This window comes from Bradyrhizobium sp. CCBAU 11430 (genome assembly GCF_028128855.1).
Lineage (GTDB): Bacteria > Pseudomonadota > Alphaproteobacteria > Rhizobiales > Xanthobacteraceae > Bradyrhizobium > Bradyrhizobium ottawaense.
Genome location: NZ_LBJV01000061.1, coordinates 41664 through 58355 on the forward strand (window position 1 = coordinate 41664; position 16692 = coordinate 58355).

Below are 16692 nucleotides of genomic sequence, written 5' to 3' on the forward strand. Positions count from 1 at the left end.
TCAAAGCTTGAGCTTTAGCCGGTCGGCGACCCGTCGGGCGATCTCCGACGGCGCCTCTGCCGGGTACGGATGCACCGAGCTGACATTGATCTCGCCGAGCACGTAGCTGTCGCTCCCATCAGGCTGGACGGGGCCGAGCATGAAGTCGGCGTCCCAGATCGCCGGCAGGTCGCTTGGCGCGATATCCAGCAGCGAGGTTAGCTGCAGCGTCCACTCGTCTTCCATCAGCCGACGCAGCCGCTGGAAGCGCGGGTCGGCGTTGGACGTGTAGAGCCGCGGCCCGGCCGCGGCGCGCGCGGCCGGCGACTCCACCAAAGCTTTGACCTTGTGGTGACCGAAGCCGGCGCAGCGGTCGCCGGCCATGTAGCAACGCACGACGCCCTCATCTAACCGGGGCTGGAACGCCTGGTCGACCACGCTGCCGTTCTCGAAATACTCCGCACAGCGGCGGAGAAAATCGTCCAGCGTCAGTTCCTCCGGCGTGTCTTTGGTCGCTTCCAGCACCCTGATCATGGATGAGGTCGCCAGCTTCTCGACCTTCCAGACGCCTTGGCCACCGTTGCCTCGGTTGCGCTTGATCACGCGTGGGCCGGAGGCGAGCCGCGACGGCAGCTCGGCGCGCATCGCAGCGGCGGTTTGGTACAGCGCCATGTCGCCTCCCCAGCCCATGGAGCGGGTGCGATAGAGGACCTCCTTGGTGCCCATCTTGAGGATGACGTCCGGGTGGGCGCTCACCCAAACTCCTTGCGCGGCGACGTCGCGCAGCAGGGCGTCGAGACCGGCGCGGTTGCGGCCGTCTTGGATGGGGTTGACCCAGACGAGTACGCCGTCAAACGCGAGCAGTTCTTCGCGGGCGGCCTCCGCAAAACTCTCGTCGTAGATCACGGGGCGCCCCTCGATGCCGACGGCGGCAAGCGCATCGAATACGTCGACGAAGCGGCCGCTTTTCGGGGTGGCATCTCGACGCGCGGCGGCGTCTCCTCGCGAGAGGATGGCTACCGTGCGTCGGGCGGAGGAGTGTTTTTCGGTGTCCATGCGCGAGCTCCACGTGTTGCGTGCTGCGCAGAGCTTGGACCGAAGTCTCGCCGGGAGTCTGCTTGATCCCGCCCCGGCACTCTACGTGAGATCGCGTGGATCCTTCAAGCGGCGGTTTTCCGTGGCCGGCGCGTTGACCCGGCGGTGAGGCCTTTCCGCTCCGGACGGCGGTGAAATTTTCGTGACGGTCGGTTTCACGCGCCCGAGCGATCGCGGGTTGACAGCCTCGCCGAGTGAGTTTTTAGTCGCGTGACGGGGATATGCGATCTCCCCGCGAGGCGTCATGCTCAAGAATCGCGTCCTGATCACCAAGGGCGCAGCATGTCAGCATTGTACACCTACCTTTCACCCGACAAACTTTCTCGATCGGTAGGCTCGGCGGTCGCGCCGCGCTGGGCCGGCTCGCGGCTTCGCGCGGCGTTTCGCGCATCGAGCGGGTGAACCCAGGTCTTCTCCTACACGACCGATGTTGCCGCGACACGATCAGGGGATCGCACGATGGGCCGGCCAACAAGGTCAGGTGAGGCCGGATGCGGGACTACTTCTGGGGCTGGGACAACCAGGAGATCAGACATGCGAACTTCGACGATCTATCAGGTAGCGATATTCGTGGCGCTTGCAGCGGGACTCTCGCCTGCCCGCGCCCTGACCCAAGACGAGTTTGTCGCCAAGATCCAGGCGGCCGGGTACTCGCAGGTGACCGACGTCAAATCAACCGCCGAGGGCATCACCGCCAAGGCTGTGAAGGACGGCAAGCCGGTGACCCTCGTCGTCGACAGCAGCGGCCAGATCAAGGAGCGAAACTGAGATGGAGGACGCGCATGATGAAACGCAAAATCTTGTCCCTGGCAGTGACCGGCCTCGCTCTCGCCTACTTGCCCTTTGTCTACATGGCACGCGCGCAATCGATCGATTGGCAAAAGGTCGACGAGACCCTCGGCCGGAAGGCCGCGGTCTCCGATGACGTCCACCGCTACGGCTTTCCACGTAGCGACCTTTCGGTGACCCTGGACGGCGTGACGATCAAGCCTTCACTGGCGCTTGGCGGATGGGTCGCCTTCAAACCTGGGCACGGTGGCGCCATGGTCATGGGGGACCTTGTGCTTCTTGAGACCGAAATTAACCCTGTGATGGCGAAGACGGTCGCGAGCGGTCTCGAAATCACAGCCGTGCACAATCATCTGCTGCGCGCGAGCCCGGCGACGTTCTACATGCACGTGGCCGGCCACGGCGACCCCCTCAAGCTGGCCTCGGCGATCCATGATGCGCTGGCTGAGAGCACGACGCCGCTGACCATCGCGGCCCCCGCAAGCCCGCCGCCTGCCGTGGACCTCGATACGGCGAAGCTCGACCAGATCATCGGCGTTAAAGGCCAAGCAAACGGCGGAGTCTACCAGTTCACCGTGAAGCGGCGCGACCCGATCACGCAAGACGGCACGCCGTTGACGCCCGTCGGCCCGATGGGCGTGGCGATCGGCATCAATTTCCAGCCGACCGGGGGCGGAAAGGCCGCCATCACGGGCGACTTCGTGCTGACGGCCGACGAGGTCAACCCCGTCATCGTGGCGCTGCGGACACACAGCATCGAGGTGACGGCGCTACACAGTCACATGCTCGATGAGCAGCCGAGGCTGTTCTTCATGCACTTTTGGGCGAATGACGACGCGATCCGGCTTGCCGAAGGTTTGCGCGCTGCCCTGGACAAGACGGCGAGCACGAAGAACTAAGGCGTAGATCGCAAAGGAGGCGATCCGATGTCCTACCGGGCCAAGCCGCTGCTCGCCCTAGCGTTCATGTCGATCTCGTTGATGGGAGCGTCCGCCATGGCTCAGACCGTGAATTTCGATGACGCTCCCGCGGGAACGTCGCCTGAAGGTTGGATCCTTACGATGACTGGCCGAGGAGAGGCGAACTGGACCGTTGAGCCAGACCACACGGCGCCGAGCAAGCCGAACGTCCTCAAGCAATCCGGCAGGGCGACTTTCCCAGTGGCGCTCAAAATGGGTACCGACATCCGCGACGGCTTCGTCGAGGTGAAATTCAAGGCGGTCGCCGGCTCCGAGGATCGCGCTGCGGGACTCATCTGGCGCGCGAAGGATGCCGACAACTACTACGTCGTCCGGGCAAACGCTTTGGAGGACAATGTCGTGCTCTACAAGACGCTCAACGGCGTTCGAACGTCTCTGGATATCGCAGGTCGCAAGGGCGGATATGGCATGAAAGCGCCCGTGGCCTCCGGCCAGTGGCACGTGTTGCGCTGCGATTTCACAGGAACGCGGTTCAGGGTGACGTACGACGGACGGCAGTTGTTCGATGTGGAGGACGCCACGATCTCCCAATCGGGCATGATCGGCCTGTGGACCAAGGCGGATAGCGTGACCCTGTTTGATGATCTGACGTATGGTGAGGTCAAATAGGTCCCTGTCCCGTTGCCGGAGATAACCATGAACACTCGACCCCTGATGGTCGCGACTGCCTTGGTGATCGCTTCCGTCTGCCCGCTGCGGGCAGAAGAAAACTTGGTCGCCTACAAATCACTAGCTCCAGAGTTGGCATTCGATCTTGCACGCGCCGCGTTGAATAGCTGCCGCTCCCGGGGATTCCAAGTCGCAGTCGCCGTGGTCGATCGTTTCGGCGTGACGCAAGTGATGCTGCGTGATCGCTTTGCAGGTCCTCACATGCCACCAACGGCGGCAGGCAGGCTTGGACGGCCGCGTCGTTCAGGACCAGTACGACTGAGCTCAATGCGATCAGTCAACCCGGCATGATGCAGGCGGGCATTCGCCATCTTCCTGGAGTAGTCATCATAGGAAGGGGACTGGTGGTCGAAGCCACCGGCTCGCTGGTCGCAGCGGTAGGTGTCTCCGGAGCTCCGGGGGCGACGCTGACGAAGCGTGCGCGAGGGACGGCATCGACGCCATCCGCGACAGGCTGGAGTTCTGACCTGGATATGGAGCGGCTCCAGTATCCTAGATTGGAACCTGACCCAATCGCCAGCGAGGCCCCTCCCGCTGCAACGCTAGAAGTGAGAGCAATCTGTGAACTAGCTCATTTTAGATTGAAGGAGATCGTGCCCTAACAGGAAGGCGAGTTCGAGGATTGCACCAGGAGCGGGCAATGGCGATCACCACCGAAAGGACCTCGTTCACCAAAGACATCCAGGGCCGCTACCTCTGCAACAACCTGGCCGAGGTTGATGCGTGGAAATCCACAGGCGGGCGACCATTCGATTTCATCATCGTGGGAGGCGGTACGTTCGGCTCGGCTATCGCCGAGCATCTGTGGTTCCGACAGAAGCAGAGTGGCGGCGGATTGCGGACACTGGTCGTAGACGCCGGGCTGTTCACCGTTCCTGAGCACGTTCAGAACACGGGGATCCAGGGGTTCGGCGATCCGGCCAATCCATTCTTTCTGGACGAAAACTTGCCGCAGCCGGAGCCGCCACGCAACGAGGTTTGGGGCATTCCTTGGAAATCGACCATTCCCTTCAAGGGACTGGCGTATACACTCGGAGGCCGATCACTCTATTGGGGCGGTTGGTCGCCTCGTCTTCTGGACGAGGAGATGTCGGGTTGGCCGGCAAATACCGTAGCCGATCTGAACAGCCGCTATTTCGACGAGAGTTCGCGGCAGATCGGTGTCGACGAGGCGAACGACTTCATTTTCGGCGAACTGCAGAACGCGCTTCGTCGTCAGCTCTTCGATAATTTGTCCAGCGTGCCTGGGGCGATTACGCTCGACGCGCTCCCGCCCTCGCCGCTGCTGAAGCCCGGCGCGGACCCCGCACAGTTGCTCGGTCTGTCGTCGAGTGGCGGGCTTTCGCAAAACGACCTCCTGAACATGCTAAAGCTCGAAGCGCCGCTTGCCGTACAGGCGCGCCCGCCACATGCGGGGTTCTTCCCGCTCAACAAGTTCAGCGTCGTTCCGCTGCTCATGAAGGCGGCGCGAACCGCGGCGAGCGATTCCAACGGCAATGATTCCGTCAAGGAATTCATGGTGCTGCCCGATACGCATGTGCTGACACTGCGCACCGTGCCGACCGCGGCAGGGACATGGCGCATCTCCGGCGTCGAGACGAGCCGCGGCCCGATTGACCTGGCTCCGGGCGGCGCCGTCATCATGGCGCTCGGCACGATCGAGAACGCGCGGCTCGCTCTGGCGTCGTTCGATGCCACCGGACTTCCAACCCTGCCGCTCATCGGCAAGAACCTGATCGCTCACCTTCGCTCGAACCTCGTTATCCGCGTGCCGCGCTCGGCGATTCCCGGGCTTTCGTCGGCGGTGAACGAATTGCAGACCGCGGCCATGTTCGTGAAGGGCCGGGCGACGCGCCCAAATGGTGACCTGATCGGTCACTTTCACCTTCAGATTGCTGCGAGCGGCGGCGGCAATACCGTAGGCGGCGAGGACGAACTCTATCGCAAGGTGCCGGACGTCGACTTCTACGACCAACTGCGGACTTCGACCGATACGCATATCGCAATTGCAATCAGGGGCCTCGGAGAGATGGAGCCGGCCGACCCGGCCGATCCCGCCGCTCATCCAAGCCGGGTCGATTTGAGCGCGCGCACCGACGAATACGGGGTTCGTCGTGCATCGATTGCGCTAACACCGACACAGCGAGATTGCGATCTTTGGGCCGCTATGGATGCGGCAATGCAGAAGGTGGCCGCCACCTTCGCCAACGGGCAGCCGATGCAGGTGCTCCAAAGCAACCAGGACGGGCTCGGGACGACGCATCATGAAGCCGGGACGCTTTGGATGGGCACCGACCCGGCCGCGAGCGTCACCGATGGCAACGGACGCTTCCATCACACTGAAAACCTCTATGCGGCAGGCCCCGCGCTGTTCCCGAGCATCGGCTCTCCCAACCCCATGCTGACCGGGATCGCGCTGTCGCGCCGCACGGGCGACTTGATCATGGCGCCGCCACCTGTCGTGGCCGATGCGGGCTTCGAGACGCTATTCGACGGTAATACTCTTGGTGACTGGACAATGTCGACGATCAGCAACCAGCCCGGTCGGAACGACCCTGGCTCGTTCCGGGTTCGGCGCGGTGTGCTCGAGACGCGAACGGGAACGGACCTTGGGCTCCTCTGGCTGAAGCGCCCCACGCCTCCTCGCTACGTTCTGCGGCTGCAATGGATGTTGACCGCGCCCGACGACAATTCGGGTGTCTTCATCGGCTTCCCCGACCCTCGAAACGAAGGTTACGACAACACGGCCTATGTCGGCGTCAACTTCGGCTTCGAAATTCAGATCGACGAATTGGCCCGACCGGACAGGGCACCGGTCCACAGGACAGGTGCAGTCTACTCCTTCAAGGGGCCGACCGACGGTCCGCTGACTGTCCATCCTGTCGGAGAATGGAACAGCTATGAAATCACCGTCGATGGTGCGGACATCACCGTCGTGCTGAACGGGCAGACGGTAAACATCTTCCATTTCGCCGGCGATCCGCAGTCTCCGCGCCGCGGTCTGCCGTCCACCGCGCAGGACCCGCGGTTCATCGGCCTGCAGACACATACGGGCCGAGTGCTCTTTCGCAACATCCAGTGGAAGCCGCTGGAAGGCGCTGTGGCATGAACTTGATGCCACTCGGATCATTGGGCGCCGTCGAAACACACGGAACGGTGACGTTCGGACTGTGGCTCCCCTGGGTGTCGGCGGCCGACGGCGACGTCGTCACCGTGAAGATCATCCATGAGGCAGATCAGTTTCTCCAGGCCTTTCCGGCTCGAGAGTTCCAGCTTACGCACAGTGTTCGTCCGCCGTATGGGGACTTCTGGTCGGCCACCGAACCCATCGCCGGCACGCTGCCCGCAGTGCCGGGCTCAGCTTGGGGCAATCCGGGCCGCTACGTCTATCGCTACACGATCACGAATCCGAGCGTAGGCACGCTCGACTGGATCATCGATCCCTTCGCACGCGAGTTCGGTGTCGGCAAGCAATCCGCCTTCACCCTGGGCTATGAGCCCTACGTCTGGAGTGCGGGCGAGGCGCAATGGCGGACGCCGGCGCTGGCAGATCTGATCCTCTATGAGGTGAACATCGCCGAGTTCGGCAGCGACCTCAATCGGGCCCGCGGCTTCGCGGCCTACCTAGCTGACCTCGGTATCAACGCCATCGAGATCATGCCGCTGTCCAACGTCGGCAACTCGGTCGACTGGGGCTATCTGCCGATCGGCTATTTCGGCGTCGACGAGCGCTTCGGCAATCGGTTGGATTTCCAGCAATTGGTCGACATTTGCCATCAGCACGGGATCGCAGTGATCGTGGACGTCGTCTATGGCCATACGGGCGTGGATTTCCCGTACTACGACGCCTACACGCGGCTGCGGTACCGCGACAATCCGTTCATGGGGCCGTTTGCCAAAGACTACTTCAGCAATTTCGGGAAGAGCACGGACTTCAATCGGGAGATCACGCGCGACTTCTTTTTCACGGCCAATCACCATTGGCTCGAGGTCTATCACGTCGACGGCTTCCGCTACGACTGCGTCCCGAACTACTGGGACGGGCCCATGGGCGTGGGTTATGCGAGCCTCGTCTATGAAACGCACCAACTGACCAAGGCGAACATCGCGTCGGGTCGACCTTACTGGAGCCGCTTCGACGCAGGAGCAGGCAAGCCGCTGACGCTGGTGCAAATGGCCGAACAGCTCGAAGCCCCCGAGGAAGTGCTGCGCTCGACCTATTCCAACTGCACGTGGCAGAACGGCACCTACGGCGCTGCGCGCGCGGTTGCCCATGGGGATCGCGGCCGGCTGGCCGACCTGGGTCTGCAGCTGGGCCTCTTCGGCTACCCCGACCGGGAGACGCTCAATGGTGACGAGATCCCCAAAACTGCACTTCAATACGTCGAGAACCACGATCACGAACGCTTCCTTTGCAATTTCGGGACCTCCAATCCCGACGAAGCCGTCAATCCGCTGTTCGCCGAGGGCGACCGGACACTCTGGTACATGCTGCAGCCCTATTTGATCGGCCTGCTGATGAGCAAAGGCATTCCGATGCTCTGGCAAGGCGAGGAATTTGCCGAGAACTACTTTCTGCCCGACTTTGGAATGGGCCGCGTCTCCCTGCTGCGGCCGATGCGATGGGATTTCTTCTACGATGAGTCCGGCCGACCCATCGTGAGCCTGATCCGCAGGCTGCTGCGGATCAGGCGGCGACGCGACCACATTCGTCAGGGCACGTACTTCTTCTTCAACGATTGGGATCGCTATCAGCAGTTCGGAGTCCTGCTGTTCGCGCGCTATGCAGCCACCCAGTACACGTTGGTCGCAATCAATTTCAGCGACACCGGCCGGACTGTCCCGTTCTGGTTTCCGATGGGGGGTGACTACGTCGAAGAGCTGCATGGCGGCGCTCTCGACCTGAGGAACGTACTTTCATTCCGGCGAGTAGATCTTGATATCCCGTCGCACTATGGACGGATCTGGACGCTGATGTAAGTGCGGCTGCTGCCCTCACCCAGTTCACGGCAGGGTCGATTACCGATCGACGCGCTCTCAGTGGCAGCTGATCTGAATGCGGCCGAACTTCTAGGAACGATTGGGATCGTTCAACGTGGCACGATCGCCCATTGATGGAGGTAACTTAGGAAGCCGCAGATTTGCTGTAGCGATCTTCTCACATGCCCACTCTGAGCTCCGCAGCGGGCATATCCGCGCCAAGCGGGCCTTCATGTTCATGCAAACGCCCGCATCTCCTAAACAGCCAAAGGCCTCGCGCAAAAAAGAAGCCCCCTAGTGTTCTGGCGGGCTTCAGTCTGATCGCAGCCGGTCCTTTCTTAGGCGACCTCGACGCTATTTCTTCGGCGCAGAGCCGTCCTTCAAAGAGGCGTCGTAGTCCGCCTGCGAGCTATTGATGTGTGATTGATTGCCAGACGCACTGCTACCTGTTGTCGTCCCGACTGTGTTGGTTGTCTCCCCCGGCGCATGAGAAGCCGCGCCGGGCCGGTCCTGGTTGCCGACATAGCCCGATTCGCCGGAATTACGGGTTTTGATACCCTTATCAGCTTCGGTCTGCACGTTTTGAGCTGCTCCGGATTGCAACGTCGGCCCTGTTTGCTGGGCTTTAGTAGCTATCGGCATGATTGGAAGTGCGAGAAGCAATGCCGCAGACAAGTATCGCATGGCTATTCTCCATCTAGGTCCCGCCGCTTCGTCAACGTGTGCATTCCAGAAGATTTCCGCCAAAATTGATCAAAACTTGCGACTGCATGGCTGACACTTTCCGTGCAGGATCTGGCAGGAAAGAAGCAATCTCGTCCTTTGTCCACCGCTACAGCCAAGTCATGCTGCCAATCGCTTCGCGTCGCGCAGGAACGACCACGCGTCGGTTTCGTTGTGCTCGCTCCATGGACGAGAAGGGAAAGATCATGGACCGTGAACATGTGAAGGGCGCCGCCGACAAGGCGAAAGGCGCGATCAAGGAGGGGGCTGGCAAGCTCACAGGAGACAAGGACCTGCAAGCCGAAGGCAAGATGGATAAGGCCAAAGGAGCCGCCCACAACGCTGCGGGAGACGTCAAGGACGCCGCAAGAGACGCCGCTGACGCACTCAAGAAATAGACACAAGAAGCAAGATCTGAAACTAGCCGCCGCAGCGCGGCTCTTTTCTTTCTCACTTTTTGCGGGACTGCAGGTTGGAGGCAGCGCCGCCCGCAATGCCAAAACTCCCTCTTGTCGTGGCAGACACTCTGCCAGTGATGGCGGGGCGGTGGAACTCGCAGGCTCGGCGGCCGTTGCCTGCCGCGACAGCAGTAGCGAGTAGGAGAGCCCGTGAACCGACGCCAGCTTGTTCGAGGGTCGGCGTTGCTGCCGGCGGTGCTGCTCGCTGCGCGGAGCGGCTTCGCCGCAGCTGGACCGCCGGAGGGCGCGTTCAGCCCTTCCTCTGTGAGAGACCTCGCCCGTGCGTTGGCGAGCAAGCCGTACGAAGCGCCCGACGAAAAGCTGCCGGGCGGCTTGAAGGACCTGGACTACGATCAGTACCGTTCAATCCGCTTCCTGCCCGATCGCGCGCTCTGGCGCGGCAAGAATCTTCCTTTCCAAGCGCAGTTCTTCCATCGCGGCTTCTTCTACAAGAACCGCGTGAACATCTTCGAAGTCGCGGACGGAAAGGCCAGCGAGATCAAATACCGCAAGGAAGACTTTTCCTTCGGCGAGAAGGTGCCGGCGTTTGAGGAGACAGATCTCGGCTTCGCCGGCTTCCGCATCCACGCGCCGATGAACCGCCCTGACTACTACGACGAGGTCTGCGTCTTCCTGGGCGCGAGCTACTTCCGCGCCGTCGCCAAAGGGCAGACTTACGGGCTTTCCGCCCGCGGCCTTTCGATCGATACCGGCGAAGCCAAGGGCGAGGAATTTCCGCTCTTCAAGACGTTCTGGCTGGAGCGGCCGGCGCCGGGCGCGACCTCGTTGGTGATCCATGCCCTGCTCGACAGCAAAAGCTGCGCCGCGAGCTATCGATTTACCGTGCGTCCGGGGGACACGACGGTCTTCGACGTCGAAATGTCGGTCTACCCGCGCGTCGAGATGCCGCGCGCCGGGCTCGCGCCCATGACCAGCATGTTTTTCTACGGTCCGAACGACCGCAACGACATCGATGATTTCCGTCCCTCCGTTCACGATTCCGACGGGCTCGCGATCTTCAACGGCAAGGGCGAAAGCCTGTGGCGGCCGCTCAGCAATCCCCGTGACCTCCAGATCAGCACCTTTCAGGATCTCAATCCGCGCGGCTTCGGCCTGATGCAGCGGGAGAGAAACTTCTTCGCCTACCAGGACATCGAGTCCAGCTTCGAAAAGCGCCCCAGTCTCTGGATGGAGCCGATCGGGGATTGGGGCGAGGGCGGCGTCACGCTGTTCGAGATCCCGACCAAAGAGGAGGTCCACGACAACATCGCTGCGTTCTGGCGGCCGAAGAACCCGCTGCAGGCCAAGGGCGAACACAACTACACCTATCGGCTGCATTGGGGGCCGGATAGTCCGAAGCCGCATTCGCTGGCCCGCTTTACGCGAAGCGGGATAGGGGCGCGGGGCGAGGACGCACGCCTGTTCGTGCTCGATCTGCTCGGCGATAACCTCAAGGGCATCGATCCGGCGGGTGTCAAAGGCGTGGTCACGGCGGAGAAGTCCGAGGTGAAGAACATCGTCACGCAGCCCAATCCCTACACCGGCGGCTGGCGGCTGAGCTTCCAGTGCCAGGTGAAGGGAGAGCCGATCGAGCTGCGGGCGTTTCTGACCGAGGGCGACAAGCCCTTGTCGGAAGTCTGGGTCTACCGATGGGCACCCTGAACACGGCGCCCCGCCCGGTCGCCGGCGACATCACGACGCAGCGGCTGTTGCCTGGCGAGTCCCCGCTTTCGATGGCTCCTGGCGACCTCGGGAAAGGCCGGGTCCTCGACCGCGTTCCTGCGGCGGTAGGCCCCGCGATGGCCTGGCGACGCGGCGTCATTCTGCTCGCGACAGCGGCGCTCACGGGGGCGGGCGGTTATGAGATGTATCGCGTGCTGGAGGTCGGCGGCGTCACCGTCCTCGAAGCCATGGTGCTGGCGCTCTTTCTGATCCTGCTCGCCTGGGTCGCCTTTTCATTCGCCTCCGCGCTGGCGGGCTTCTTCCTGTTGCTCGCCCATCGCCCGGGCGCCTTCGCGCCGGACGCGGAACTGCCTGCGATCGCAAGCCGCACCGCCATGCTGCTTCCCACTTACAACGAAGACCCGCACCGACTGACGGCACGACTTCGTGCGATCATCGAATCCTTGGAGGCGACCTCGCACGGGGAGTTGTTCGACTGGTACGTCCTGAGCGACAGCACCGATCCGGACATCTGGGTCGCCGAGGAAAAGGCGCTTCTCGCGCTGCGACAGGCTGTCGGCGTGCCACGCCTGTACTATCGTCATCGGGCCGAGAACACGGCCCGGAAAGCCGGCAACATCTCCGAATGGATCACGCGATTCGGCGCCGTGTACGACTTCATGATCGTGCTCGACGCAGACAGTCTCATGAGCGGGCAGACCATCGTCCAATTAGTCCATTCCATCGAGACCAATCCAACCGCCGGGCTCGTCCAAACGCTCCCAATGGTCGTCAATGCGCGAAGTCTGTTCAGCCGCGTCCAGCAATTCGCGGGCCGCCTGTACGGACCGATGATCGCGGCCGGCGTCGCCTGGTGGCACGGCTCGGAAGGCAACTACTGGGGCCACAACGCGATCATCCGCGTGAAGGCGTTCGCGGAAGCTGCGGCGCTGCCGCAGCTTCGGGGGCCCAAGCCGTTCGGCGGGCACATCCTCAGCCACGACTTCGTCGAGGCCGCGCTGATGCGGCGGGCCGGGTGGGGCATCTACATGCTGCCGATGCTCGGGGGAAGCTACGAAGAGGTGCCGCCTTCACTGCTCGATTTCGCGGCGCGCGATCGGCGGTGGTGCCAGGGCAACCTTCAGCATCTCGCAGTGGTGCCCGCTCGCGGTCTCCACTGGGTATCGCGCCTGCATTTCATGGTGGGGATCGGAGCCTATCTGACGGCGCCCCTTTGGCTGCTGTTCCTCTTGCTGGGGATGCTAATCTCACTGCAGGCTCGCTTTGTGCGTCCGGAGTATTTTCCGAAGGGCTTCTCGCTGTTTCCGACCTGGCCGGCCCAGGATCCCGTGCTGGCCATCTGGGTGTTCGTCGCCACGATGGGACTGCTGCTGCTGCCGAAGCTGCTCAGCCTTGTCCTTGTCTGGCTACGGCGCGCGGAGCGACGCCAATTCGGCGGGGCTTTGCGGACCTTGGCCGGAGTTTTGGCGGAGATAGTGGTCTCCGCGTTGATGGCGCCTGTGATGATGATCTTTCAGTCTATCGCGGTCATCGAGATTCTGGCTGGCCGCGATGCCGGCTGGCAGACGCAAAGGCGCGACGACGGTACGGTAGAGCGCCGGGAGCTGTATCGGAAATACGGCGTCCCGACCCTGTGCGGCGTTGCGATGGCGGCGAGCGCTTACGCCGTTTCGCTGCCGCTTCTGCTCTGGATGTCGCCGGTGATCGTCGGGCTGCTGTTCGCCGTGCCCATCGGTGCGCTGACGGCCAATCCCGCTTCCGGCGAACTGTTTGCCACCCCTGAAGACCGGGAGCCGCCGTCGGTCTTGCGCCGGGCCAACGAATTGAGCGCGGCGGCGGATGTCAGCATTAAACCCGCTCTTGTGGCGCTGCGCGAAGACTCCGAGTTGCTGGCCTTTCACGTCGCTCAGCTGGCGCCTCCTGGCGCCGTCCGGCCTGACACGGTCGACGCGAACCTGGTGGTCGGGCGCGCCAAGGTCGATGCCAGCGATACTTTTCAGGAGGCCGCCGCGCATCTGTCCTCGCGAGAGATTTTCTCGATCTTGAACGACGGCACGGCGCTCTCCACCATTTTGCAGAAGCAATGACGGCGAGCGTCTGCGCGCCGGCTGGTATGGCAAAGCGCTGCGTCGAAGGCTTCGGTCATCGCCTGACCTGATGCTCTTCACGCCTGAAGGACCGACGGCGATCCCAAGGTTCTCGGGTTACAGGATGTAGAAAAGGCAGCCCAATGCAGCCCCGAAGGGACAAGTCCAGCAGCAGCCTTCGCTGAGGTCGGCAGGACCTTTGACCGGGGCGCAAGACGGCCTGGCAGCCCTTTCTGACGCCGGAAGCACGATGCGGTCGTCTCCGTGCGGGATTACGACCACACCATCGAGCAAGCCATGCCCATGATGCACATGAACATAGCCGCGGTCGCGACCCAGCCCAGCCAATAGACTGGCCCCGAAACCATGAGATCGCCCATCACTGATTTCCGCCGGACCAGCAGCATCATGACGGTCATGATCGGCGCAGCCAGTATGCCGTTAATGACGGCACTCCAATAGAGCGCCTTGATCGGGTCAAGCGCCGTGAAGTTGAGCCCGACGCCAAGCGCGACCGATAGTGCGAGTACACCATAGAACGCAACCGCCTCCTTCGGCTTTCGCGACAGGCCGACCGGCCACTTGCGACCTTCTCCGATAGCGTATGCTGTCGAGCCGGCGAGCACCGGGATCGCAAGCAGGCCCGTTCCGATGATGCCGAGCGCAAAGATCAACTCGGCCATTGCCCCCGCGACGGGCCTCAGGGCTTCTGCCGCTTGGGCCGACGATTCGATGTCGGTCTTTCCGGACGCGTGCAACGTTGCCGCCGTCGTCATGATGATCGCGATGGCGATGACGTTCGACACTGCCATGCCGACGAGCGTATCAATCCGAATTCTTTTGACCTCCTCGTCCTCCTTCTCGGGCTCGCGCTTGAGCGGCTTCTTGTCGGGATCGATCCGCTGCTCCTCGGCTTCCTGGGAGGACTGCCAGATGAACAGATAGGGCGAAATCGTCGTGCCGAGGATCGCGACTAAAGTCGTCAGAAAGGGCCCATTAAATTCGATTTTCGGAATTAGGAGTCCTTTCAGCGCCTCGCCCCAAGGCACCTTTGCGAGGAATAGGGCGATGACATAAGCGAGCAAAACGAGCGTCAGCCATTTCAGGATCGCCACATAACGCTCATACTTGAAGAAAATCTGCGCTATGACGGACACCGCGCCGAAGACTACGACGTAAAGGGTGCCAGGTCCGCCGATCAGAAGCTTGAGCGCATCGCCCATCGCCCCAAGGTCGGCGGCGACGTTGATCGTGTTGGCGACGAAGAGCAGCACGATCATGGACCAGATAACGGGCGCGGGGAAATTTCGGCAGACATTTCCGGCGATGCCGTGACCAGTGACGCGTCCGATACGACCCGAGATCTCCTGGATCGCGGCCATCAGCGGATAGGTGATCAGCATGGTCCAGCCAATGCCGAATCCTAGCTGAGCGCCAGCCTGGCTGTAGGTGCCGATACCGGATGGATCGTCGTCGGAAGCGCCCGTGATGAGGCCGGGCCCCAGGCGCTGCAAGAAGCTGTCCTGATCTTTATTCTCGACCGGCTTCTTGCGCGTTTTCCTCCTCGCCACTTAGTCGCTCCTCGCTGCATTGGATCCGATTCCGGAACTCATAACGTCCGTGCAGGCCTATTGGTTCGGCGTGTGCATTTTTGACCACCAGACCAAGTCGGCATGGACTGCAAAGTTGTAACCACGTCCAAAACCTGCATCATGCTGTCATGGTTGGATGGGTCACATGCGTCGTCTGTTGATTTTGCTTGGGGCATCACTGCTTTGTGGCGTCGCACTCGCTCAAGAGGACAAGAAGACCGACGACCTCAAGCCCGCCGATCCTGATACCGGCGAAAGTACCGTGCAGGAGACGACGCTGGGATTGCTGCCCAATCCCTTCGAGAGACAGGGCGTCAAGTTTGCGGTCACTTACATCGGCGAAGTTCTGGGCAACCCGTCCGGAGGCGCAAAACAGAGTGCCGTGTACGAGGATCGCATTAACTTCGCTTTTGATGCCGACCTCGAGAAGCTGGTCGGGCTTAAGCAGGTCACCTTCCACGCGAACGTCTTTCAGATCGACGGCGGCGGACTGTCCCGAGGTTCGTTGTTCAATTTCATGGATGTCAGCGGAATCGAAGCGCTGCCGACGACCCGTCTCTATGAGGCCTGGTTCGAAAAGAAATGGGGCGAGAAGATCGCGCTCAGGGCGGGACAGCTTGCCGCCGATACGGAATTCATGACGTCGAAGTACACCGACGTCTTCACGAACGCCTCTCTCGGTTGGCCGGCCGGTCTGTCGCTCAATCTCCCGAGCGGCGGTCCTTCGCCGCCGCTTGCCGCCATGGGAGCACGCCTGCGTGCCGACTTGAGCGACAATCTCTCGGTGCTGGGCGCCGTATTCGACGGCAATGCGGCTGGCCCGGGCTTCAACGACCCGCAGCTACGCAATCGCTACGGCGTCAATTTCCGCGTGAATGATCCGCCTCTCGTTCTCTACGAAGCGCAATTGCAATGGAACGCGAAGAAGGGTGATCCCGGCCTCGACGGCAAGCTCAAGCTTGGCGGCTGGCGCCATTTCGGCAGCTTCACGGACCTGCGCTTCGATACGACAGGCCTTTCGCTGGCGGATCCAGCGAGTTCGGGAACGCCTGCCGGCATCGCAGGCGACTACGGCCTCTACGCCGTGTTCGAACAGAAGCTCTTTCGCGTCGGCCGCGACGACGATCGCGGCATCGGCGTATTCGCTCGCGGGTCCTATGGACCGTCCGATCGCAATCTGATCGATATCTACGCCGACGGTGGCCTCGAGTTCATCGGGCTGTCCGACGCGCGTCCCCACGACAAGTTCGGCATCGCGGCTGCTTACGCCCATGTGTCGCGTTGCGCGCAGGCACTTGATCGGGACTTCCAGTCGGCCTCCGGGCTGCGATGGCCGCTGCGGACTTCAGAAGAGCTCCTGACGGCCGTCTACCAGTACGAAGTTCAAGCCGGTCTGACGATTCAGCCGAATGTCCAGTTCATCCGCCGTCCCGGTGGAGGCGCCACGGATCCCCTCGGGACATCGGCCGGGAGGCATCTCAAGAATGCGACCGTCGTCGGATTGCGGTCGGTCATCAAGTTCTGATTTCACCATGGCTCTATCCGCACGGCTCGCGCCATCATTTCGGGAAAAATAAGCAATCATCCTGCGTTTTCCCGGAACCTTGCCATCATTCCCGGGTTCTCGGATGCCGCATATGGCGGCGAGGAGAACAAC

At 62.1% G+C, this 16692-nt stretch carries 12 protein-coding genes and 1 pseudogene; 10 read left to right on the forward strand and 3 right to left on the reverse strand.

From position 1 onward, the window contains the following. On the reverse strand, positions 1-1035 hold the full coding sequence (locus tag XI04_RS20840) for a Cj0069 family protein (protein WP_038949342.1): 1035 nt from the start codon (positions 1033-1035) through the stop codon (positions 1-3). Between the two features lie 573 nt (positions 1036-1608). Between XI04_RS20840 and XI04_RS20845 the strand changes: the two genes are divergently transcribed. The 6 genes and pseudogenes from XI04_RS20845 (at position 1609) to XI04_RS20870 (ending at position 8492) form a co-directional block, all read left to right on the forward strand. After that, entirely contained in the window at positions 1609-1842 is a 234-nt protein-coding gene (locus tag XI04_RS20845; RefSeq protein ID WP_038949341.1) for a PepSY domain-containing protein, read from the forward strand. Between the two features lie 17 nt (positions 1843-1859). Continuing rightward, on the forward strand, positions 1860-2762 hold the full coding sequence (locus XI04_RS20850; protein ID WP_038949340.1) for a DUF1259 domain-containing protein: 903 nt from the start codon (positions 1860-1862) through the stop codon (positions 2760-2762). 27 nt (positions 2763-2789) lie between these two features. Next, on the forward strand, positions 2790-3452 hold the full coding sequence (locus XI04_RS20855; RefSeq protein ID WP_038949339.1) for a hypothetical protein: 663 nt from the start codon (positions 2790-2792) through the stop codon (positions 3450-3452). A gap of 27 nt (positions 3453-3479) precedes the next feature. Continuing rightward, positions 3480-3978: pseudogene (locus XI04_RS20860) on the forward strand (GlcG/HbpS family heme-binding protein). Positions 3979-4152: 174 nt separating this feature from the next. Beyond that, positions 4153-6621: a family 16 glycoside hydrolase gene (locus XI04_RS20865; RefSeq protein WP_049806621.1), complete on the forward strand. Its 2469-nt coding sequence runs from the start codon at positions 4153-4155 to the stop codon at positions 6619-6621. Next, positions 6618-8492: an alpha-amylase family glycosyl hydrolase gene (locus tag XI04_RS20870; RefSeq protein ID WP_038949337.1), complete on the forward strand. Its 1875-nt coding sequence runs from the start codon at positions 6618-6620 to the stop codon at positions 8490-8492. The genes XI04_RS20865 and XI04_RS20870 overlap by 4 nt, the downstream gene beginning before the upstream one ends. A gap of 354 nt (positions 8493-8846) precedes the next feature. On the opposite strand, the gene XI04_RS20875 is transcribed toward XI04_RS20870, so the two are convergent. Next, a complete protein-coding gene (locus XI04_RS20875) occupies positions 8847-9176 on the reverse strand; it encodes a hypothetical protein (protein WP_157158083.1) in 330 nt (109 codons plus the stop codon). A gap of 86 nt (positions 9177-9262) precedes the next feature. Here XI04_RS20875 and XI04_RS38865 point away from each other — a divergent pair, with 86 nt between their 5' ends. The 3 genes from XI04_RS38865 to mdoH all read left to right on the forward strand — a co-directional run bounded on the left by XI04_RS38865 (position 9263) and on the right by mdoH (position 13443). After that, positions 9263-9613 (forward strand): CsbD family protein, encoded by a 351-nt coding sequence (locus tag XI04_RS38865; protein WP_376708916.1) that lies wholly within the window; start codon positions 9263-9265, stop codon positions 9611-9613. 210 nt (positions 9614-9823) lie between these two features. Beyond that, the gene (locus tag XI04_RS20885) at positions 9824-11335 is read left to right on the forward strand and encodes a glucan biosynthesis protein G (protein ID WP_038949335.1); all 1512 of its coding nucleotides are present in this window, start codon (positions 9824-9826) and stop codon (positions 11333-11335) included. After that, complete coding sequence (gene mdoH, locus XI04_RS20890; RefSeq protein ID WP_038949334.1) at positions 11323-13443, forward strand: glucans biosynthesis glucosyltransferase MdoH; 2121 nt, start codon at positions 11323-11325, stop codon at positions 13441-13443. The genes XI04_RS20885 and mdoH overlap by 13 nt, the downstream gene beginning before the upstream one ends. A 272-nt stretch (positions 13444-13715) precedes the next feature. Here the strand turns inward: mdoH and XI04_RS20895 are convergent, their stop codons facing one another. Continuing rightward, a complete protein-coding gene (locus XI04_RS20895) occupies positions 13716-15014 on the reverse strand; it encodes an Nramp family divalent metal transporter (RefSeq protein ID WP_038949333.1) in 1299 nt (432 codons plus the stop codon). Positions 15015-15180: 166 nt separating this feature from the next. Between XI04_RS20895 and XI04_RS20900 the strand changes: the two genes are divergently transcribed. Next, on the forward strand, positions 15181-16560 hold the full coding sequence (locus XI04_RS20900) for a carbohydrate porin (protein ID WP_049806620.1): 1380 nt from the start codon (positions 15181-15183) through the stop codon (positions 16558-16560). Positions 16561-16692: the final 132 nt, after the last annotated feature.

Excerpts from the sequence above, each read along its gene's own strand:
- XI04_RS20840 (WP_038949342.1), bottom strand. The coding sequence starts at position 1,035 with ATGGACACCGAAAAACACTCCTCCGCCCGACGCACGGTAGCCATCCTC.
- XI04_RS20845 (WP_038949341.1), top strand. The coding sequence starts at position 1,609 with ATGCGAACTTCGACGATCTATCAGGTAGCGATATTCGTGGCGCTTGCA.
- XI04_RS20850 (WP_038949340.1), top strand. The coding sequence starts at position 1,860 with ATGAAACGCAAAATCTTGTCCCTGGCAGTGACCGGCCTCGCTCTCGCC.
- XI04_RS20855 (WP_038949339.1), top strand. The coding sequence starts at position 2,790 with ATGTCCTACCGGGCCAAGCCGCTGCTCGCCCTAGCGTTCATGTCGATC.
- XI04_RS20865 (WP_049806621.1), top strand. The coding sequence starts at position 4,153 with ATGGCGATCACCACCGAAAGGACCTCGTTCACCAAAGACATCCAGGGC.
- XI04_RS20870 (WP_038949337.1), top strand. The coding sequence starts at position 6,618 with ATGAACTTGATGCCACTCGGATCATTGGGCGCCGTCGAAACACACGGA.
- XI04_RS20875 (WP_157158083.1), bottom strand. The coding sequence starts at position 9,176 with ATGCGATACTTGTCTGCGGCATTGCTTCTCGCACTTCCAATCATGCCG.
- XI04_RS38865 (WP_376708916.1), top strand. The coding sequence starts at position 9,263 with ATGGCTGACACTTTCCGTGCAGGATCTGGCAGGAAAGAAGCAATCTCG.
- mdoH (WP_038949334.1), top strand. The coding sequence starts at position 11,323 with ATGGGCACCCTGAACACGGCGCCCCGCCCGGTCGCCGGCGACATCACG.
- XI04_RS20900 (WP_049806620.1), top strand. The coding sequence starts at position 15,181 with ATGCGTCGTCTGTTGATTTTGCTTGGGGCATCACTGCTTTGTGGCGTC.